This window comes from Pedobacter sp. G11 (assembly GCF_003860265.1).
In the GTDB taxonomy this organism is placed as follows: Bacteria; Bacteroidota; Bacteroidia; order Sphingobacteriales; family Sphingobacteriaceae; genus Pedobacter; species Pedobacter agri.
The window spans coordinates 2,475,732-2,494,956 of the sequence record NZ_CP034190.1; the positions used below are offsets into that span (position 1 = coordinate 2,475,732).

Below are 19,225 nucleotides of genomic sequence, written 5' to 3' on the forward strand. Positions count from 1 at the left end.
TGATTTTATGGGGGAAGGGCTGGTTTTTGCCTGAATTTTCTAACACACCATATAATTCAATTTAAGATCACATGAGCTTAAGCAACCGCTATCCTTTCGATAGGCTTTATGCTTTAAAGCCTAAGAACCCGGTATAACCCATTGAAATCAAGGCAGGTAACCTGAATGGTTAAATAGATATAGGTTCTTTAATGATAACCTGCCTTGGTTTTCTATGAATAAATCTAAAATTTCCTTCAACTAATCAAACAAACTCATGGAAAAACCAATAGTTATAGCCGTGATGGCTGTGCCATGCCTTTTACTTACAAATTGTTTTTATTTAAATCTCAAAAACAATGACCGTCCAGGTACACTCATGCAGTTACTGTTGCTAGTGAGGTATAAATTCATGCTACTTATTTTAAAAAATCTTATCAAAACTTTTCTTTTTATCAATTTATTTTTCTTCCTGGCATTAGACTCAAGCGGACAAATTGCACAAAAGCAAGTGCTTTCCATTGGAGATACTGTCCCAGAGAGCCTGTGGAATTTGAGCCATAATGTTTACAAAGAGGGCAAGATTGTTAATCATAGTATTAAACCATACAGAGGAAAACTTTTGATACTGGACTTCTGGAGCACATGGTGTGGCCCATGCATTCGGTCATTACCTGAACTCGATTCAATAGGAAAAATGTTCGGAGATAAAGTACAGGTAGTACTGGTCACCAAAAACACCAACGAAATACTAAGCAAATTCCTGAAAAATAACGATTATGCCAAGGGAGTAAAATTGCCCTTTATACTCAACGACTCCATTCTCAACAGCCATTTTCCTCACAGAAGCATATCACATCAAATCTTTATCGACAGTAAAGGGATTGTTAGGGCTATAACAGGAATTAATGGGGCCAAAATCAAAAATATTCAGCAAATCGTTAATGGAAATCCAATTGACTTTCCGCTCAAGAATGACTTTGCTCCACGCTCTAATCCAAATGAGGAATGAAAGAATTAATATTTAACCATTGCATGCGTGTGGGTTTTTCGGCTACGCTATTCATTTTAACCTACTTTTGCTGTCCTTTTAAAACGCTAGCACAGCAAAGAGAAAGACTGCTGTCTGGAACTGTCATTTCTTCCAATGACCGCAACCCTATATCCGGAGCCATACTCACTATCGGAAAAAAATCGACTAATTCTGATAGCGATGGAAAATTCTCCATTTCTACCACTATGGAAATAGGAGATTTGAAAGTATCCTTTGTAGGGTTTAAAACAAAGTTGATTCCTTTTGACTTCAACAAAAGCACGGTAATGTCAATAGTCCTCGAAGTGGATTCACTTGATCTAGGCTCGGTCGAAATTTCCACCGGATATGAACGAAAAGCGAGGGAACGGGTGACAGGCTCCGTGGATCTGGTGGACAATAAAAAGTTGAACGCACAATTTGGACCCAACATCTTGAACAGATTAGAAGGGATGACTCCGGCAGTGTCCTTTGACAGGGATGGCCAGCGTCCGGGATTAACGGTAAGGGGAATCAGCAGTATCAATGCCTCAAAGTCTCCCCTTATTATATTGGATAACTTCCCATACGCAGGTGAAATCAGCAACATCAATCCAAATGATATCGAGAGCATTACTGTCTTAAAAGATGCAGCAGCATCCTCAATTTGGGGGGCGAGGGCTGGTAATGGCGTTATTGTAATTACCTCGAAAGCGGGACGTAAGAATCAGGAAATGTCCATCGCGCTGAACAGCAATTTGAGTATAACATCTAGGCCGGATATTTACAAAAGCCAAAATTTTATATCGTCTTCAGATTATATTGATCTCGAAAAGTTTCTATACTCAAAAGGCTATTACCAGTCCCTGCTAGAGAACACTAGTAATTATCCCGTAGTATCACAGATAGTGGAACTGCTTAGGAAACGATCAGCCGCTACAGCCGAAGAACAAGCCCAGATTGATAGACAAATTGAGGATCTGAAGGGAAATGATGTAAGAGGGGATATCGACCGCTACTTATATTCCACAGGTTACAATCAGCAGTACGCGCTTAGCATTAATGGTGGCAGTGAAAAGAACACTTATTTTTATTCAGCAGGATACGATAAGGGAAAGAACCAACTATCTGCCACAAACGACAGGTTATCAATCAAAGCCCAAAACGCCTTTAACCTGAGCGACAGGCTCTCACTACGAACTAATCTATTGTATACCGCAACCACAAACCGGTCTGGAAAGCCGGATCCTGCATCGATCAGATCAGGAGTATCTCAAGGGCTATACCCTTATGCAATGCTTGCTGACGGGGAAGGTAATTCTCTTGCGATTCCCAAGATCTATCGTGAAAGTTATGTTGCAACAGCTGGAAATGGCAAACTGTTGGACTGGAAGTATTATCCACTTGAAGACTATAAAAACTCAGAGAGTTCAAGAAAATCACAGGATTTTCTGGCGAATGTTAATCTGGAGTACCAGATTTTACCATGGCTGAAAGCTGGGGCGAGATATCAGTTTGAAAAACAAATCACAGATGGAAAAACGCTTAATACGGAAGGAAGTTTTTTCACCAGAAACATGATTAATCAATTTACCCAGCTCAATCAGGTGACTGGTGCCCCGAAATACATCATTCCTAGAGGCTCCATTTTAGACCTCAATAAAATTGATCTATCCTCTCAGAATCTCAGGACGCAAGTCGATGTTGATAAATCATGGAGCGATCACAGCATCAGCGGAGTAATAGGTGCTGAGGTAGGACAGAGCCGGACCAATGGTAATTCATATCGTACTTTTGGCTACAATGATGAACTTGGCGTGGCAACAGGACTGGTCGATCCGGTCAACAGTTATCCGTTATTTTACGGCGGGACGGCGACTATTGGAAACAACAATACCTTTTATGGGACAGATAACCGATCTATAGCCTATTATGCCAGTGGGGCATATACTTATTTAGGCAGGTACAGTTTCTCCGGAAGTATCAGAAAAGACCAGTCCAATATTTTTGCGGTAAAAACGAATCAAAAGGGAAGACCTTTTTGGTCAGCAGGAGTAGCCTGGGACCTGACAAAGGAAGCTTTTTTTCCGCTTTCGACCTTTTCCTACTTCAAGGTCAGAGCCACTTATGGAACCAGCGGGAATGTTGATAATTCGCTCTCTGCCCTTACGACGATGAGCTACACAGGAAGTCCAAATTCGCTCACCGGATTTACCCAGGCAGTGATTAACAAATTTGCGAATTCTGATCTAAGATGGGAGAAGACCGGCATGTTTAATATCGGAATCGATTTTGCAACTTCCGGCGGCAGGATTTCCGGAAGCCTGGATTACTATCAAAAAAAAGGGACAGATCTTTTGGGCGATGCTTTAATTGATATCACAACCGGGCTGAAGGTCACTACTGTGCGTAAAAATGTCGCAGCCATGAGCGGTAAGGGGATCGATCTGACATTGAATACATTAAATATAGACAGCAAGGTTAAATGGAGAAGTACATTATTACTGGCTTACAACCAGAACCGGGTACGGAATTATTACCTGAGCACTTATCAGGGATCTAATTACATCACACCCCAGGGTAACCTGATTACCCCTGTAGAGGGATACCCGGTATATTCAATCTTTAGTTATAGATCAGCCGGCCTTGATCCGCAAACAGGAAATCCACTGGGATACCTCGGGGATAAGGTCAGCACTGATTACACAGCAATTATAGGTAGTGGAACCCAGGTTTCAGATCTTGTCTACAATGGCCCATCAACACCGGTTGTCTCAGGTGCAATCAGAAATACGCTAAACTATAAAAATTTTGAACTCTCCGTTAACATCACCTATAAACTCGGCTATTATTTCCGGAAGAGTTCAGTAGCATACAGTTCACTGTTTGCGGGCTGGGTACAGCATGCGGACTATATGAGCCGATGGAAAAAAGAAGGTGATGAACGCTTTACCGACATCCCTTCTCTTATATACCCGGCTGATCCAAACAGGGACGCTTTTTATGCAGGATCAGAAACGCTTGTAAGGCGTGCCGATCATTTGAGGCTTCAATATGTATCTATAGCTTACAATGTCCCTGGTATAAAGTTAAAAAAACTACCTGTCAGGGATCTTAGCATAACAGCGAATGCTTCAAATCTTGGAATGCTCTGGGTCGCCAACAAAGATGGCGTTGACCCGGACTACCCTTATGATATCAGCCCGCCAAAAATGCTTTCATTTGGATTAAGGGCTCAATTTTAAAATAAAGACGATGAGAAAAAGATTAAAACCAACCGAAAACTACGCTAGAATTTTAACGTTTTTTCACCTTGTAGCCATATTGCTTCTATTTGGCAGCTGCAAAAAATACCTGGATGCAAAACCGGAAAAATCCATTCAGATCCCTAAAACTATAGCCGACCTGCAGGCACTTTTGGACTATGCCGATGACATGAATAACATATCCGCACCCGCTCTTGAGGTCTGCTCTGATGACTATTATCTTCCTGATAATGTCTGGAATTCCCTTACCTCAGTGTCCAGAAAAAATCTTTATATATGGGAAAGGGATGTATTCAACGATAATATAACGCCCGGAGAATGGGCTTCCACTTACATTCCTGTCTACAAGGCTAATGTGGTGCTGGAGGGTTTAGAGAAACTAGAAAGGATTCCCTCAAACGCTAGTGAATATGATCAGATCAAGGGGTCTGCACTTTTATATCGTTCAAGGTCGTTTTTTGAAGCGTTGCAGGTATGGGCATTGCCTTATGATCATAACTCGGCAACTAATACTTTAGGAATTCCTCTACGGTTAGGATCAGATTTTAATGAAGTCTCCGTAAGATCCAGTATCCGGCAATGTTATGACCAGGTTATAGCGGATTTAAAAATGGCTGCAATGCTGCTTCCTGTTACTCCGCAACATGTGATGCGTCCCTCGCGTCCTGCCGCATTTGGTTTACTGGCCAGGACCTGCCTGGTGATGCAGGATTATGAGAATGCAGGGCTTTATGCGGATTCATGCCTTCAATTGAAAAATACACTTATTGATTATAACGTTTTAAATAGCACTTCCGCTTTTCCATTGCCCCGCTTTAACGCTGAAATTGTGTTCAGCACTGCCATAATCCCGCAGACCAACTCAGTCAATGGCCGGATTGACAGTACGCTTTACCGTTCCTATTCAGAAAATGATCTTCGGAAGAAATTATACTTCAAGGCTTTCACGGCAGCTACGGGCGGAGGATTTGGTTTCAAGGGAAGCTATTATGCTGCCAACAACCTCTTTAATGGGATTGCAACAGATGAGATGCTGCTGATACGTGCGGAAAGCAAGGCCAGGAAAGGATCCGGCGCAGAGGCATTGGAAGACTTGAATGCTCTGCTTGTGAAAAGGTACGCCACCGGTAAATTTGTTCCATATACCATTACCAATACAGCAGATGTACTGGGTCTTATACTCACTGAGAGAAGGAAGGAATTGCTATTTAGAGGTTTAAGATGGGCAGATCTGAAAAGACTTAATAAAGAAAGCCGGTTTAGGATAACCCTGAAGCGAAATCTCAATGGAAATATTTTTGAATTGCTACCTGGGGACCGAAAGTATGCGCTGGCAATACCAAATAGTGTAATCGAGCTGAGCGGGATACCCCAGAACTGACCTTGGAAGATGGATACGATTAGTTTACATGAATTTTCACGAGAAAACTATTGCAAAAAAACAAACCGCTGGCGTGATTGGCGCCAACGGTTTGATTACTTAAAAATTAAGGTTGCAGTTGGTGCTTGGTTTGGGAAGCATCAATCTGAGACAAGTCAGGTCTTACTGTACCTGAAACGGTTACCGGCTCTGCATAGATGGCACAACGCATTTCACCACCACCGCAATCCTCAGGCTCTCCACCAGCGGTATATTCGGTGTAATTTAGCTGATTGCTTTCACCAGCTATGTCGCTTCCTGTATACACGAACCATTGTTTGGCTCTTTTTTCTTTAACGGTTCTTAGGTTTTCAGGTTGAGCAAAGGCACTTAAGCCAATCACACCTGCAAGGGAAAGTATTGCTGCTACAGCAATGTTTCTGAAATTGAACAATCTGTTCATATGTTTTGACTTTTTATAGCATCAAAAAAGTGTTCCAAAAACTTTTGTTTTTTATTTATTTAAGGTTGTCCTTTGGCGGACCTCGCCGGAAACTATTTCATAACATAATGACCATGGTTTCCATTTCCCGGATAATGTTGCCTCCATCATCCGGGATAACCGTGAATAGGCTATGCTTACGGTTGTGAATGAATTTATGGATAACCCTCTTTTTAGTATTGGAATAAGTCAAGGCTAGTTTGCACCGATGGAGTTCAATCCGGATCAGCACATTGATAAAACAAATCATAAACCCGATAAGCAGCACCACCACATAGGCAGTGGCCCTGATGGAAATGATCCTTGCCACCTGTGTCATCTTTGCTTTGTCTAAAATTTTCATTTCTTTAGCCTGATTTATTTTTCTTTTAAAAAAGCGGTGCAAGCCTTGAACGGCCCTTCCCGTTGTTTTGCACTTTATCATTGTCTCCACGTTCCCTTTACCAGATCCCCTGCTTTCTCTTTCCAGCACCTCGGGCTTTATGAATCATCTGCAGGCTCGGTCTCGGACACCTCGCCAATTTTGTTTCTGTTATTTCCCACAGCAATGGAAGTCATCACGCTGGTATTACCATAATTTGATTAGTCTTCAATGAGATTGTATTTTCTCATACCCCGATTGTAACGAATATCAAATCCACTTTTTCGTAACCGAGCAATATCAGATTTTATAGTGCGGTCACTGCAGGCCATCAGTGCTCCGGTTTTAACCGAAGTACTGACCATCCCTCGCCGAATGAGTGAGAGCAGCCTTTCCAGGCGTGCTGTTTTTGTAACTATAGACATATATGAACTGATTGTCTATACAAAGTTTGCTGCTGCGAGGGAAAACAGCAGTTCAAAATTTAAAGAAACAGCCTGCTTATTTCTTTGAACTAAAAAGTAATGATTTGATAATCCCGCTCATTGTGGATTCTGAAATACCCAAATAAGAAGCAATACTTTTCTGGCTGACCAGCATGGAAATATTTGGATGATTGTTCTTTAGCGATAAATATTGTTCTGTGGTAGATGAGGTTCTGATTAACTCATTATAATCAATGAGTTTAAGTAGTTCATCTGTTAATATTTTTTTGGTTAGTCGTAAAAATTCTGGCGATATATCTTCCAATGCTCTCCAGTCATAATAGCTCACCCTGTAAATTGTTCCTTCTTGTTCGCATAGAATGCCCTCTTTACTTTTTTGTTGTTTGAGGTAACTGGTTGTTAAACAGCATAATTCTTCGGGGCCAAAAAAGCCCAGCGTCCTGTCAAAGCCTTCTTCATGTGTAAAACTTCTGAAGAACCCGGAGACGATAAAATAGGTATATCTGTTTACCTCTCCTGGTAAAAGCAGGAAATTACCTTTACTAATAGTAAATTCTTTTGTCCGGAGTTGTAGTTCAGCCAGCAGATTTTCCTCTAACGGAATATGGCTGGTTAGATAATCTTTAAAAATTTCAAAACTCATTTTCGCAATAATTTAGGTAATCAACTTTTTATTTATTCATCGACAAACTATTTTAACCCATGTAATTTTATCTATTCTCACCTAATGCATTTTCCCATGAATGAAGACATCATTAAAAGAATTGATGAGCTGATGAGAGTCCAGCAGCATATCCTTCTAAAACTCAATTCATTTGATATCTATCGGAAAAGCCTAATAACCAATTGGTACGATAGTGCAGATATCAAACGTCTACTAAATATTAGTACAGCCACACTTTTCAGGCTTAGAAGGTCTAAAACCATTCAGTCCGCCAAAATCTCAGGTAAATGGTATTATAGACTTCCGGATTTTGAAGAATTCAAATACAATGGATAAAAACATGTTCAAGTGAGTTTACCTCAGTTGCGGAATTTTAACATCTTTTTTCTTAGCAAAAGATAAAAGTGGTATAAACCCATATTATCATGATGGAAACAGAATATTTAAGGATGAAATTTTTTTAAATTACCAAAGATCTTGAGTTTTGTGTGATAAAATAGGCGCAAATATTCCTGTAATTGCTAATTTTGCTGAAAACCATTGTTCATGATGACCACAAAACTTAAATGTGTTGCTGTCGATGATCAAACTCATGAGTTGTCAGTAATACAAAAATTAATACGTGCCCATCCGGATTTAATCTTATTGAAGACTTACTCTTCTTCCCTTAAAGCGCTTGCTGGCATTAAAAAAAACGACAACATCGATATCGTTTTTATGGATGTTGAGATGCCGGAACTGGACGGAATAAATCTCGCGAAACTTATAAGAGCAAATACCAGGCATCTGGTCTTTATCACAGCATTCGAGCAATATGCCCTGAAATCTTTCTCGGCGAGTCCGGATGATTATTTATTAAAGCCGGTCAGTAAGCTGGCTTTTGTGGAATGTATTTCTAAAGTGATTTCCAGGTCAGCTCAGCCCCTGCAATCGAATAGCGAGATCGATGATGACCTATTTATACCTACAGAGATCAAAGGAATATCAGCGCGGGTCCGCAGGGCGGATATTGTGATGTTTGAACCACTAACGGGCACGAACTATACCAAAATATATACGGAAGAAACAATACATGAAATGCATGTGACGCTAAACGCTATCGAACAATATCTCCAGCAGGATAGCAGATTTATGCGGATTAGCAGGAGTTGCATTATTAACTTAAAGCACATTGTCACCCTCAGCGCGGGAAAAGTAATCATGGGGCCGATGAAAAAGAAGATGTCCATCGGCGCCGATTATGCAGAAATTTTCCATGCTTATCTCTCAGATCGCCTATTGGGCAAGCTCGGTTGATTATTTAAAGTCCTGCTGAACATGGGTGAGCAGGGTGGTAAATACTGTCGTAGGGTCAGTTGTCTTTACATTCATGTTACCCCTTTGTTTAAATACAAAAACTGTTCTTGCATTAAGCTTTTTGATGATCTTTTGTTTCATGCAGTAAACATGTGACTCATCGTTATTTAATGCTTTGTTTAATTGTATAAGCCCTTTTTTGGGGGGTGAAATACCAATATTGTGTATATGGAAAAATATCCCGGACCAGCGTATAATGTGATGTGGCACATTGCATTATGGGCTGGATATTTTATTTTTGAATATTTACTCGCCTGGGGCTATGTAGGTGTGATGCCCCAAATCACAAGTTCCCTTGCACACTTCACCGTGAATATTGTGCTGTTTTATGTGCTTTATAAGATAACTTTCCCCAGACTGTCCTGGTCAAATCCTAAAAGTATTGCCATTTCAGCAGCGCTGATATTACTTGTAGCATCGATATTCGTCGCAATGAAACTGGTGGTAGATATGCTTTTGATGCTGGGAGCTGGTCGTGAAATTGGTCAGGAAATGTTTAGCATGCAAAGTATTACCGGATATTTTTATCGTTCGGCTGCTTTCGCCTTTCCAGCCATCGGGATATATAACTTATTAAGGTTTGAAAAAGAAAAGCAAAACAAGCTGCTGTTTATTCAGTCGCAATACAATAAAATGCTGGAGGATCAAATCACCCAGAAGTTACTGGACCGGCATAAAGGGACAATGTTAAACGATCACATTGACTATCACTTCTTTTTTAGTATGATGAGTTTTATCAGTAGCCGACTAATCAAAACAGATCAAATTGGTCGGCATGTGATCAATCAATTTGTTGATGTTCTACGCTACACTACTTCAACAAAATCCTCTGCAACATTTCTGCGCTTATCAGATGAATTAGACCAGTTAAGTATCAGACTTGAACTCAAAAACATAATTGCGAGTCAACCCATTTACTTAAAAATAAGTCGGCCAAGTATAGACTACATCATTCCAAAATCGGTTCTTATGCCATTATTTATCATGCTGCTTAAAAACTGCGAATTTACAGGTGAAAAGCAAGTGCAGACGCTTTCAGTAAAGGAAACTGATCAAATGCTGTCTATTATTTTTGAAAACTTAAAAGCTCATTTTCTCTCTGCCGAATTAAAAACTGAATTCGCCAGTCTTGATGCATACCTCAAAGGGCGATTTAAAGAAAAAGGACATTTGAGATATGAACATAGGGGCAGAAATCTTTTTGTTGAACTTAGATTTCCCGCGTTAAGATCAAAGTAAAGTGCTCACCATTTAACCCTGGCTTGAATCAAATGTGGTCAAAATCATTCAAAACATTTCAGCCACACGCTCTGGCTTGTATCACAATGAATTTATGTTTCTTTTGCATAGGGGAACAGTTGGTGGATGATCATTAGTAAGGATTTGGCAAGTTCCAAAACAGCGGATGTGATAATTTTAGTGCAGGCATAATTTTTCGAAATGTTTATCTCACAGCAATATGTGACCTGCTGGATTGTTCCGCCTCATTGGCCCTTATTAATTGGTCGTCGGTGTATATATTGAAAAGTTAATTTTTTCTACTCAGATTTTTGGATGATTAAATTAAATACTATGTCTGGTTTTTTAAATGTTAAGGAGATCAAGGAAAAGGTATCCCTACTTGATTTTCTAAGGAATCTGGGTTATTCCCCACAGAAAGTATCTAATGGCGAACATTTTTTCCTGAGTATGCTTAGGGAGGAATATACAGCCTCGCTGTGTGTTCACGAAAAACTTGGTGTCTGGTTTGACTACGGCGGGGCAGGCGTTTCAGGAATCAGGAGCGGAAGTGTGATTGATTTTGCGTTGGCCTACTGGTATCCCTCTGGTCCCCAAGAAGTATTGCATAAGATTGTGGAGTATGCCCAGGTCGACATTGATTCCCCAGAATACAGGGCTTCCGGTGAGGCTAAAACGGAGAGACCGGTCCGGTTCCAGCGTTATGAAATCGAACGGATGGATGAACCGGGGAGTAATGCCGCCATAAACGGGTATCTAGCCAGCAGGGGAATTTGCTTGGTAGCGAAGGGCCATCTGTATGAGGTTTATTATGCTGCTTTGGATGATCGAAAAAAGCTCCGGCGATATTTTGCCCCTGGCTGGCCTAACGAAAACGGGGGATGGGAGGTAAGGAATAAAAACTTCAGGGGTTGCCTGGGCCATAAAGGTGTAAGCTTTCTGCAGGGCTCAGCGAAAAGGCTCTGCGTATTCGAAGAATATTTCGATTTTTTAAGCTGGAGGGTAGAGCATCCGATGGATCCTGCATCTATTCTGGTACTTAATTCTCTCGCTATGCTGCAGACTGCAAAAGCCAGGGCTATTAAGTATGATAATATTGAACTGTACTTCGATCATGACCGGGCGGGGAGGGCGGCGACCAGCGCATTTATAGCCGATCTGGATATCAGCAGGGACAACTCCTGGATTTATGCGGGATTCAAGAATTATAATGAGAAGCTGGTTGCAGATATCAGTTCGGGCAAGATTGCAATTGCCAGAACCGGATTGTCTGGTGATGTTAGTAAAGGACTGAAGTGGTAATACCTGGCCGCATATTTTGCTACACAGATATACAAATAAGAACTTATTTATTTGATAATCATACCTGTAGGGTGGATTGATCATCATAGCAAGTGGCCGATGCTTTAACATACTTTATTTTTTATTTATGGATACTAAATTTGTTGATGGACTTTATGATAGGCTTGAAGGTGAATTACTCGAATTGGGGAGTAACATTGAGTTTTACCCACGCCGCCTTGCCGCGATTTCAGGCGCGTTAAAAGAATTGAAAGCGCATGTTGTCCGGTTGGGATTTTTAAGTGATTTGGATGAAGTGATGTTTTTTAAGTTTGTGAAGCCCAGGTTTTATATGCTTTATATCTATGAAGTGGAACTTTTTAATCTGATTTCAGGGGTTCCCGTTGGCACAGATGATATGATCCGGGATTATTATCTTTCCGAGCTCAGCTTTATAAAGCGTTTTTATTCGCTACATAGTTTTTTATATGATTATTATTCCAGGGAAGAAGAGGTGATGGATGATACTTTTTTTCTTCGCCGTAACCTGGATTCGCTGCTGCCTGATGTGGCCGGAATCGGCGTTATCGGGATCTGTGATGACGGTTTCTCAACGAATCAGGATTATAATTTCGCTAAATTCCGGGCACTGGAGAAATTACAGGAATATATTCTGGAAAGAATCAGGCTGATTTACGTTCGTTCTGAGCCGGTTATTCCCGATGCGCTTCTGTTAACAGGAAAGCTGAAGTGGACTGATGAAAAAATTAAGCTGGTGGAGCTTGCCTATGGAATTTTTCTCTCTGGTTCACTAAATAATGGGAAGCTGGAGATTGCAGAGGTGGTGCATTGGCTGGAGCAGAGCCTGAATGTTGATCTGGGAGTGGCGTACCGGAAGTTTATTTCGATAGGCAGAAGAAAGAATGTAAGCTACACGAAATATCTCGATGAGATGAGAAATAAAATTGTAGGGTATATTTCTGAGAAAAATCAATATGTGCCCAAGTCTTTTAAAGCCTAATCATTGTTGTGGAAACTTCTTGCTTTTCTATCTGTTGATTGGCTATGGAAACACATCAGAAATTTATGCAAAAGGCGATTTCCTTATCCCAGAAAAATCTCAAAACCCTGGATGGCGGGCCGTTTGGTTGCGTTATCGTTAGAGATGGGAAAGTATTGAGTGCGGAGCCAAACACCGTTACCCTTGACTGCGATCCTACTGCCCATGCTGAAATCAATGCCATCCGATCTGCTTCAAAAAAAATTGGGAAGGCTGATTTGAGTGGATGTATTATGTATACAAGCGCTGAACCCTGTCCAATGTGCTTAAGCGCAATATACTGGTCAAATATCTCTCAGGTATATTATGGGAATACCAAGCGGGATGCTGAGTGGGCAGGATTTGGTGATGAATTTATAAGTGAACAGTTAGGGAAAAAGATAGAGGAGCAGGATATCAGCTTTGGGCGAATCATGGCTAGCGATGCCATCAAAGCTTTCGAAGAATGGGTGGCGGCTGGCTCGGAGTTAAAAGAGAAAATAAAAGATGGTTCAATGTAAGATGAATAGGATGGATTTGAACAAACGTGCGGATCTTGATGGCAGTGTTCATTAGGGAGGAATAGTAAATTTAATTGGTTTAGCGAGTTTCCTAGATGTAACCCTATGCGCTACCCAGCACCCAAAGCTTGATAATATGAGATATTCCGGCATAACCTTGACTCCGGATGCTGTTTACATTTGCTCGTTTGCAAAATAAATGAAGCCTTTTTGTGTGATCAGGCAGAAGAACCGCTTGTTGGGTGCATTTATATCTCCGGCAGTGCACTCTTAATGACGGATTTAATTTTGGGCAATAACCCACTGTCCGTTCGCCTTGAAGACAATAGCGATGCGATCAGGCTCATGAGCTCTGGTATGCCAAAGGGTTTTTCGAGTACCGCATCGCAACCGTATTCAGAAAGCGAAAGCAGGATTTTGGCGTATGCTGAGGTAATGATAATAGGAATGTATTCAAAACGATCAATGGCCCGTATCGCGCTGCATAATTCTCCGCCGTTCCATTCAGGAAGCATGTAGTCCAATATCACCAGATCAGGATGATAAGCTTCAATTAATGGCAGTGCTTCTTCCGGATGATAGCATCCCTGGCAGTCATAGCCATATTCGCGCAGGATATCCTGAATAGTTTCCAGGAGCATGAGGTCATCCTCAACGATGAAGATCTTCTTTTTTGTCATTGTTTTCTTGCTGATTTGATTGTATATAAGAGATTTAGTCGTTAGATATGGTTTTGGCAGCATGCGTTTTTTTTCATTATTTAAACGCTGATGCCAATTGCTAAATTCCATCTTCTGATTTCTGTTTATTTGAGTGGAATGATCTCACCCTCTTCGAGCTGGGCTATGCGAAAGATTTCTCGTGAAATGACCGAAACATTTTCCTTTAACTCTTCAAGGCTGCAATGGATCATGCCTATGGGAACGGGAAGGCCGGTGATTTCCTGAGTAAGGTCCATCTGAATGGAGCAGGAATGCTCGGATCCACCTCTCCCTTTTAGCATTGAAAATATCTCCATTGAAGAAACCTTATCCCTGCCAAGGCTGAATTTTCCATAGGGAAGTTTTTTATGCTTCAGATTGAGCGTGACCGTGATTGAAAATGCGGTTTCCATGGGCTTTATCTTTTAGGCTTTGGTGGCTTTCAGTCTTATATTGGTGCAATAAGAAAAATGCCGCCCCGGGCGGCATTCTTTTCTCCACGGCGATTAGCTGATCTCAATCTGTCTGGATACTGCTTTCGCTTCTTCTTTTTTAGGAAGGGTGATTTTTAATACCCCGTCAGTATAGCTGGCATGGATCCTGTCCGCATCTGCGCTTTCAGGCAGGGTGAATGACCTGGTGAAAGCGGAGTAGCTGTATTCACGCCTGTTGTAAGTTTTGCTTTCTGAACTGCTTTCTTCGGACCTTTGAGAAGAAATGCTCAGTATATCTTTTTCAATAGATACCTTGAAGTCTTCCTTTTTAAGCCCTGGCGCTGCCAACTCAATCTGGTAGGCTTCTGCTGATTCAGAAATGTTAACCGCAGGAACGCTTGCGGTGCGGCGATCTGTGAAAAATGTGTCGCCAAGTATGGATTCGAAAATGTCATTAAAGCCTGGCAATAATGCGCTGTTTTTCTTTTCTGGATTGAATTTAACCAATGTCATAGTGTGTTCTCCTTTTAATGGTTTAATAAAAAAATGGACTATAAATCAATTAACTTACATTGGAACTTGTCCCGCTATTTACTGTTCAACTCTTGTGCCAGCCTGTTTCAAGGGCTTTTCAGGGGCGTTCTTCTGAATTTTTTTCATTTTTCCTGAATTTTTTTCAGTTGTTGAGCTGAAATTTTTTCAGTTTCCTTTTCTGGCGTCGGGACCGTTGCTCATTCAGCTTTAACTTTTTTTTCCTTCCATCTTTTCGATAGACTCAAATTTTTTGAAAATCGCAGGCACTTTGGCCATAGTGTCAAATCCCCAATGATTTCATCATGATTTTTGACCAGCAAACTACTGGTCTTTGACATTGGGGAATGAAATATTATCCGGCGAAAGCCGGAAATTTTGCGAAGGCGGAGGTGAGAGTCCCGAGCTGAAAACGCATTGGCAGGCGAGGGCCCGGTTTTTAGAAACTGACTTGAGTAATTCCGGAAATATGTTGAGGCTTTATCCTCATCCAAACAGGTTTGTTGCGTTAAGCGGCAAACCTGTTTTTTATTTAAGGTATAAGACCAATATCAACCATTCCGCTCCTTCAAAACGCTGACATATGGAAAATCCCAGATTTGATTTGAACCAGATTAGAGAAAACCTTAATCTGGTTGATACCTTAAGCAGGCTCGGATATGAACCCTTAAGAAAGAGCGGAGGAGAACTTTTTTACTTGTCCATGCTGAGAGACAATGATTCCGCTCCTTCGTTTTGCGTCAATGAAAAAGCGGGTCTGTGGTATGATCACGGTATGGGTAAAGGAGGTAACGTGATAGATTTTGCTGTTTATTTCTGGCCAAATCTAACTTTCAAAGAAGCGGTGGAGGAACTGATCAAAGTTTCAGGAAATTCGGTCAATGAAATTCAGGGCAGGCCCTTTGTCCCCAGACAAACTCAACTGATACTCCACTTACCCAGCTACATCATCCGGGAAAGCAAAGAACTTGGTGGTAACAAGTCCATCAGTAATTATCTGCAGGGAAGAGGGGTGATGGATGTTTCAGCTAATCATTTAAAAGAACTCTATTACAGTGTAAAGTTAAAAGATGGTACCAGACGTGAAATGTTCGCTGCCGGCTGGCAAAATGAGCTAGGTGGATGGGAGGTGCGTAATGCTTATTTCAAAGGATGTTTAGGGAAAAAAGCAATGAGTTTTATTTCAGGTAATCCGGAGACCATCGTACTTTTTGAGGGTATGCTAGACTTTTTAAGCTGGAAAAAGCTTTCTCCTTTACAGGATGCAAGTGTACTTGTACTCAATTCACTTTCATTTCTCGACTCCGCAATACAAAGAGCAGGTAAATACAGGACCATTGAGCTTTTTTTTGATCATGACTCTGCAGGAAAAAAAGCTACGATGCTGGCATTATCTCAGCTCCCCCAGGCGGTGGATCAGTCCGCTAAATATGAAGGGTATAATGATTTTAACGAGAAGTTGACCGCGATGATCCATGCTGAGAAAGATCCGGAGATAAGAAAAGCAAACCCAAATAACGTTCCACTACGGAACCGGTAAAAGGAAATCAGTATGAGCAAGCGAAGAAGTGGAAACCGCGGCAACCTTGTCAGGTGTTATCTCTCAGATGAGGAACTCTCAGTGATCAATAGGATTTGCAGTGATCTGGGCTGGAATAAATCTGAGCTGTTACGGAACCGTCTTCTGCATCCGGATATGCTTAATATCAATTCAGCCAAACTGCTGAGTGTATTAAGTGAAATCGGGATGCAAATGAGCCTGCTTAATGCCAGTATTGATCATCAGCAGAAAGGTGTTGACTGCAAAAATGGCGATACTGAAAAACTGGAAGCGCTTATTAATTCCTACCATTTGCAGCAGAAAAAACTGGAGCAACAGATTCGTAAATTATTGATGAGAATAGAACGAAAGGACTAAAATGAAATTAATTGTGAGGCTTTTTACAACTTCAACAGGTTTTCCTGCGGTAAGATACAATATGGAAAAAGTCAGTAGCGGGTGCGCGGAACTCCTTTGCTATAAGAATTTTGGCGTCATTCATGGGTTGATTAATCCGGGTTGTGCAGATTTTGAACATTATCTTGGCGCGTTATCAACGCTCAATTCACGTAGCCGTTTCGATCAGTTTCATGCAGTTTTATCAGCTAGAGGAAGATCGATGTCTGTAGATGCACTGAAAAATCTCGCTGAGAGATGGATGCTTGAAATGGGCTATTATAAACAGCCTTATTTGATTTTTTCCCATTCAGATACGCCGAATATGCATGTACATATCGTATCCACTGATGTCAGATTGGATAGGTCAAAGATTAGCGACAGTTTTGATCGCCCCCGGGCGATTGCGGCCATCCACCGTATTTTAAAAGTAGATGTACAGGCTGAATTTAAACGTGATATTTCGCCCCTACTCGCTTACCACTTTTCAGACCTTCATCAGCTTACCACCTTACTCGGGCAAAAAGGTTATCGTGGATTTTGCAGACGAGGATATTTTTACATGGTCAAGTACGGGCAGGTTTTGCTTAAAATCAGCGAAGGTAAAATTCAGCATATGGTTTTAAAGCCCCAGATAGAAACCGGGCATTTGGATGAAATCCGGTGGATGATTAATTCTAATTTGCTTACTAAGGATAATACCTGCATTCCAGTTTACCAATCATTGCCTCATGGTTCATCCAGGAAGCTCAAAGCATTTCGTTCGGAGCTTTCAGATTACCTGCTTGCTGAAAAAAACATAGAAATTTGCTATCACTCCAATAAAAATCAGATCACCGGCTTCACCATCATTGACCATCATAAACGCCGTGTTGTGGCTGGAACGGAAATCATGGATCTGGATCGGCTCATTTCTCCGGTCAAAAAGGAAAGTATCTCGCGGCAACTCCTCTCGAGATAGGATCTGTTTCATTCTAATATTTTAAAACATGATTATTGCGCTAAGTAACCTAAAAGGCGGGTGCGGCTGCACAACACTTTCTCTTGTATTGGCCCATTATTTTTCCCAAAAGAAAAAGCAGGTATTCCTCATCGATCTGACCTATGAAGGATCGCTGGAGGTATTGTATTCTAAATCTATGCTGTTAAACGAGCGGCTTCCATTTGAGTTCTTCACTTCGGACCTCAACAGGATCGAAGTTTTAATTGATAAGCTTCAAGCTGAAAAGGAAGCGATTATTTTGCTCGATCTGCCAAAGGCATTCGCCAATCCATCCCTGATGAGGCTAATGAGGTGTGTGGAAATTTTCATTATTCCCATCCAGTATGGATTATTAAACACTAGCGCTGCAAGCAGATTCGCCCTTTTGAGCTCAAAGATTTCTCCCATGTCAAGCAGTATATTCCTCCCGAATATGAGCTCATCAGGTGGCTTTGATGATGAATTATCTGCCCAGCAAAAATCTTTGCGATCACTCGGCGATCTTTCAAGCGCGATTTCGCTTCATCCGGCTTTGCTTGAGCTCCCAAGCATGAGCCTGCCACCTTCCTGCCTGTATGAACTGGCAGTTTCCCTGGATTTGCTCTACTCAAAATATATAGAACCTAAATGCTAAAATTTAAAATATGAACTGGACCAACTTTATTTCCTATCTGGGAATAGCTTATATTATTTATTATGCCCTTAACCTATCGACAGACCTGTGGCTGAAAAAAAGTGAACTTTCCCAGTCAAATCTTCAAAACCAGTCTTTCCAGGTGATTGATCTGCAAGAATCTATTGACAGCTCGGAGCTGATCGAGGCCGGTGAGGTAATAGGCGACCATACAGGCCTTCAAAGTGGACCCCTTAGCGCAACAGGTGAGCTGGATTTTGATGGACTAATGGCCGCGGCTAGGAGTGAATCAATTGAATGCATCAAAAAAATTGCTTATTAAATGGGCCCGCGTGTCCCAGTTATCTTCTTGGTAGCTAACCTGATTACCTTAATTCTGGCCCAAAGCAACGCTGCTCAGGTGCCTGGCCTGTCCGAGTTTCACCAGGCTAGCGCTGAGATCAGGCACTATTATTTCTCCCTGTCAGATCTCATTTTCGTCATCGGAGCAATCACTGGACTTTTAGGGGGGCTCAGGGTCTATGCCAACTGGCAGGGGGGGCGCCACCATGTGGACCGGCAGGTAGCCGGATGGCTGTTCTCCTGTATTTTTTTAAACCTCTGCGGCGTATTTCTACGGGGATTATTCGGGTTATAATTAATTAATCAAGCATCAAACAAAATCAAAAATGAAAAAAACAAACAAAAGCGCAATTGTCATTCTAGGAATGATCACCATTGCTGTTAATGCGCATGCACAAACTGGGGGAGGAACCACCGGAATCAATGCCGCAACTTCCACATTGACCAGCTACATTGATCCGGTATCCACACTGACGCTGGCCATAGGTGCGGTGGTGGGTATTATAGGAGGGATTATGGTGTATATCAAGTGGAATTCAGGGGATAGGGATATCAGTAAAGAAGTGATGAGCTGGGGAGGATCCTGCATTTTTTTAGTGCTGGTTTCGGTAGTCATCAAAGCCTTCTTTGGGGTTTAAG

The 19,225-nt window shown here is 41.5% G+C and carries 22 protein-coding genes; 16 read left to right on the plus strand and 6 right to left on the minus strand.

From position 1 onward, the window contains the following. Nucleotides 1-256: 256 nt before the first annotated feature. Genes EA772_RS10695 through EA772_RS10705 form a run of 3 tightly spaced genes read left to right on the plus strand, consistent with a single transcriptional unit; the run spans nt 257 to nt 5,638 of the window. On the plus strand, nt 257-991 hold the full coding sequence (locus EA772_RS10695; RefSeq protein WP_124913070.1) for a TlpA disulfide reductase family protein: 735 nt from the start codon (nt 257-259) through the stop codon (nt 989-991). Beyond that, the gene (locus EA772_RS10700; RefSeq protein WP_124913072.1) at nt 988-4,236 is read left to right on the plus strand and encodes a SusC/RagA family TonB-linked outer membrane protein; all 3,249 of its coding nucleotides are present in this window, start codon (nt 988-990) and stop codon (nt 4,234-4,236) included. Before EA772_RS10695 ends, EA772_RS10700 begins: the two co-directional genes overlap by 4 nt. Nucleotides 4,237-4,246: 10 nt before the next feature. After that, nucleotides 4,247-5,638: a RagB/SusD family nutrient uptake outer membrane protein gene (locus tag EA772_RS10705; RefSeq protein WP_124913074.1), complete on the plus strand. Its 1,392-nt coding sequence runs from the start codon at nt 4,247-4,249 to the stop codon at nt 5,636-5,638. A 106-nt stretch (nt 5,639-5,744) separates the two neighbouring features. Here EA772_RS10705 and EA772_RS10710 read toward each other — a convergent pair whose 3' ends face one another. The 3 genes from EA772_RS10710 to EA772_RS10720 form a co-directional block, all read right to left on the minus strand. Continuing rightward, nucleotides 5,745-6,080, minus strand: a complete 336-nt coding sequence (locus EA772_RS10710) for a hypothetical protein (protein ID WP_124913076.1) — start codon at nt 6,078-6,080, stop codon at nt 5,745-5,747. Between the two features lie 97 nt (nt 6,081-6,177). Next, nucleotides 6,178-6,462 carry a hypothetical protein gene (locus EA772_RS10715; RefSeq protein ID WP_124913078.1) on the minus strand — a complete coding sequence of 95 codons (285 nt, stop codon included), beginning with the start codon at nt 6,460-6,462 and terminating at the stop codon, nt 6,178-6,180. A gap of 519 nt (nt 6,463-6,981) precedes the next feature. Further along, nucleotides 6,982-7,569, minus strand: a complete 588-nt coding sequence (locus tag EA772_RS10720; protein ID WP_124913080.1) for a Crp/Fnr family transcriptional regulator — start codon at nt 7,567-7,569, stop codon at nt 6,982-6,984. A 96-nt stretch (nt 7,570-7,665) separates the two neighbouring features. Here EA772_RS10720 and EA772_RS10725 point away from each other — a divergent pair, with 96 nt between their 5' ends. The 6 genes from EA772_RS10725 to EA772_RS10750 all read left to right on the plus strand — a co-directional run bounded on the left by EA772_RS10725 (nt 7,666) and on the right by EA772_RS10750 (nt 13,026). Next, nucleotides 7,666-7,926, plus strand: a complete 261-nt coding sequence (locus EA772_RS10725) for a helix-turn-helix domain-containing protein (RefSeq protein WP_168187519.1) — start codon at nt 7,666-7,668, stop codon at nt 7,924-7,926. Between the two features lie 210 nt (nt 7,927-8,136). Continuing rightward, the gene (locus EA772_RS10730) at nt 8,137-8,886 is read left to right on the plus strand and encodes a LytTR family DNA-binding domain-containing protein (protein ID WP_124913084.1); all 750 of its coding nucleotides are present in this window, start codon (nt 8,137-8,139) and stop codon (nt 8,884-8,886) included. A gap of 228 nt (nt 8,887-9,114) precedes the next feature. Continuing rightward, nucleotides 9,115-10,185 (plus strand): histidine kinase, encoded by a 1,071-nt coding sequence (locus EA772_RS10735; RefSeq protein ID WP_124913086.1) that lies wholly within the window; start codon nt 9,115-9,117, stop codon nt 10,183-10,185. A gap of 333 nt (nt 10,186-10,518) precedes the next feature. After that, complete coding sequence (locus tag EA772_RS10740) at nt 10,519-11,487, plus strand: toprim domain-containing protein (RefSeq protein WP_124913088.1); 969 nt, start codon at nt 10,519-10,521, stop codon at nt 11,485-11,487. Nucleotides 11,488-11,614: 127 nt separating this feature from the next. Beyond that, nucleotides 11,615-12,487: an RteC domain-containing protein gene (locus tag EA772_RS10745; RefSeq protein WP_124913090.1), complete on the plus strand. Its 873-nt coding sequence runs from the start codon at nt 11,615-11,617 to the stop codon at nt 12,485-12,487. Nucleotides 12,488-12,531: 44 nt separating this feature from the next. After that, nucleotides 12,532-13,026 carry a nucleoside deaminase gene (locus EA772_RS10750; protein WP_124913092.1) on the plus strand — a complete coding sequence of 165 codons (495 nt, stop codon included), beginning with the start codon at nt 12,532-12,534 and terminating at the stop codon, nt 13,024-13,026. A 248-nt stretch (nt 13,027-13,274) separates the two neighbouring features. On the opposite strand, the gene EA772_RS10755 is transcribed toward EA772_RS10750, so the two are convergent. The 3 genes from EA772_RS10755 to EA772_RS10765 all read right to left on the minus strand — a co-directional run bounded on the left by EA772_RS10755 (nt 13,275) and on the right by EA772_RS10765 (nt 14,674). Further along, a complete protein-coding gene (locus EA772_RS10755) occupies nt 13,275-13,817 on the minus strand; it encodes a response regulator (RefSeq protein ID WP_124913094.1) in 543 nt (180 codons plus the stop codon). A 14-nt stretch (nt 13,818-13,831) separates the two neighbouring features. After that, entirely contained in the window at nt 13,832-14,140 is a 309-nt protein-coding gene (locus EA772_RS10760) for a hypothetical protein (protein WP_124913096.1), read from the minus strand. A 93-nt stretch (nt 14,141-14,233) separates the two neighbouring features. Continuing rightward, nucleotides 14,234-14,674 (minus strand): Hsp20/alpha crystallin family protein, encoded by a 441-nt coding sequence (locus EA772_RS10765; protein WP_124913098.1) that lies wholly within the window; start codon nt 14,672-14,674, stop codon nt 14,234-14,236. A gap of 601 nt (nt 14,675-15,275) precedes the next feature. On the opposite strand from EA772_RS10765, the gene EA772_RS10770 reads away from it, so the two are divergent. Genes EA772_RS10770 through EA772_RS10800 form a run of 7 tightly spaced genes read left to right on the plus strand, consistent with a single transcriptional unit; the run spans nt 15,276 to nt 19,224 of the window. Next, a complete protein-coding gene (locus EA772_RS10770) occupies nt 15,276-16,232 on the plus strand; it encodes a toprim domain-containing protein (protein WP_124913100.1) in 957 nt (318 codons plus the stop codon). A 12-nt stretch (nt 16,233-16,244) separates the two neighbouring features. Next, nucleotides 16,245-16,610 (plus strand): hypothetical protein, encoded by a 366-nt coding sequence (locus EA772_RS10775; protein ID WP_124913102.1) that lies wholly within the window; start codon nt 16,245-16,247, stop codon nt 16,608-16,610. A gap of 1 nt (nt 16,611) precedes the next feature. Further along, on the plus strand, nt 16,612-17,589 hold the full coding sequence (locus EA772_RS10780) for a relaxase/mobilization nuclease domain-containing protein (RefSeq protein WP_124913104.1): 978 nt from the start codon (nt 16,612-16,614) through the stop codon (nt 17,587-17,589). A gap of 28 nt (nt 17,590-17,617) precedes the next feature. Then, a complete protein-coding gene (locus EA772_RS10785; RefSeq protein ID WP_124913106.1) occupies nt 17,618-18,244 on the plus strand; it encodes an AAA family ATPase in 627 nt (208 codons plus the stop codon). A gap of 10 nt (nt 18,245-18,254) precedes the next feature. Beyond that, on the plus strand, nt 18,255-18,566 hold the full coding sequence (locus EA772_RS10790) for a hypothetical protein (RefSeq protein WP_124913108.1): 312 nt from the start codon (nt 18,255-18,257) through the stop codon (nt 18,564-18,566). After that, nucleotides 18,567-18,881 (plus strand): DUF4134 family protein, encoded by a 315-nt coding sequence (locus EA772_RS10795; protein ID WP_124913110.1) that lies wholly within the window; start codon nt 18,567-18,569, stop codon nt 18,879-18,881. It begins immediately after the preceding gene. A 31-nt stretch (nt 18,882-18,912) separates the two neighbouring features. Continuing rightward, on the plus strand, nt 18,913-19,224 hold the full coding sequence (locus EA772_RS10800) for a DUF4134 domain-containing protein (RefSeq protein ID WP_124913112.1): 312 nt from the start codon (nt 18,913-18,915) through the stop codon (nt 19,222-19,224). Nucleotide 19,225: the final 1 nt, after the last annotated feature.

Coding starts and splice junctions, on each gene's coding strand:
- EA772_RS10695 (WP_124913070.1), top strand. CDS start 257: ATGGAAAAACCAATAGTTATAGCCGTGATGGCTGTGCCATGCCTTTTA.
- EA772_RS10700 (WP_124913072.1), top strand. CDS start 988: ATGAAAGAATTAATATTTAACCATTGCATGCGTGTGGGTTTTTCGGCT.
- EA772_RS10705 (WP_124913074.1), top strand. CDS start 4,247: ATGAGAAAAAGATTAAAACCAACCGAAAACTACGCTAGAATTTTAACG.
- EA772_RS10710 (WP_124913076.1), bottom strand. CDS start 6,080: ATGAACAGATTGTTCAATTTCAGAAACATTGCTGTAGCAGCAATACTT.
- EA772_RS10715 (WP_124913078.1), bottom strand. CDS start 6,462: ATGAAAATTTTAGACAAAGCAAAGATGACACAGGTGGCAAGGATCATT.
- EA772_RS10720 (WP_124913080.1), bottom strand. CDS start 7,569: ATGAGTTTTGAAATTTTTAAAGATTATCTAACCAGCCATATTCCGTTA.
- EA772_RS10725 (WP_168187519.1), top strand. CDS start 7,666: ATGAATGAAGACATCATTAAAAGAATTGATGAGCTGATGAGAGTCCAG.
- EA772_RS10730 (WP_124913084.1), top strand. CDS start 8,137: ATGATGACCACAAAACTTAAATGTGTTGCTGTCGATGATCAAACTCAT.
- EA772_RS10735 (WP_124913086.1), top strand. CDS start 9,115: ATGGAAAAATATCCCGGACCAGCGTATAATGTGATGTGGCACATTGCA.
- EA772_RS10740 (WP_124913088.1), top strand. CDS start 10,519: ATGTCTGGTTTTTTAAATGTTAAGGAGATCAAGGAAAAGGTATCCCTA.
- EA772_RS10745 (WP_124913090.1), top strand. CDS start 11,615: ATGGATACTAAATTTGTTGATGGACTTTATGATAGGCTTGAAGGTGAA.
- EA772_RS10750 (WP_124913092.1), top strand. CDS start 12,532: ATGGAAACACATCAGAAATTTATGCAAAAGGCGATTTCCTTATCCCAG.
- EA772_RS10755 (WP_124913094.1), bottom strand. CDS start 13,817: ATGGAATTTAGCAATTGGCATCAGCGTTTAAATAATGAAAAAAAACGC.
- EA772_RS10760 (WP_124913096.1), bottom strand. CDS start 14,140: ATGGAAACCGCATTTTCAATCACGGTCACGCTCAATCTGAAGCATAAA.
- EA772_RS10765 (WP_124913098.1), bottom strand. CDS start 14,674: ATGACATTGGTTAAATTCAATCCAGAAAAGAAAAACAGCGCATTATTG.
- EA772_RS10770 (WP_124913100.1), top strand. CDS start 15,276: ATGGAAAATCCCAGATTTGATTTGAACCAGATTAGAGAAAACCTTAAT.
- EA772_RS10775 (WP_124913102.1), top strand. CDS start 16,245: ATGAGCAAGCGAAGAAGTGGAAACCGCGGCAACCTTGTCAGGTGTTAT.
- EA772_RS10780 (WP_124913104.1), top strand. CDS start 16,612: ATGAAATTAATTGTGAGGCTTTTTACAACTTCAACAGGTTTTCCTGCG.
- EA772_RS10785 (WP_124913106.1), top strand. CDS start 17,618: ATGATTATTGCGCTAAGTAACCTAAAAGGCGGGTGCGGCTGCACAACA.
- EA772_RS10790 (WP_124913108.1), top strand. CDS start 18,255: ATGAACTGGACCAACTTTATTTCCTATCTGGGAATAGCTTATATTATT.
- EA772_RS10795 (WP_124913110.1), top strand. CDS start 18,567: ATGGGCCCGCGTGTCCCAGTTATCTTCTTGGTAGCTAACCTGATTACC.
- EA772_RS10800 (WP_124913112.1), top strand. CDS start 18,913: ATGAAAAAAACAAACAAAAGCGCAATTGTCATTCTAGGAATGATCACC.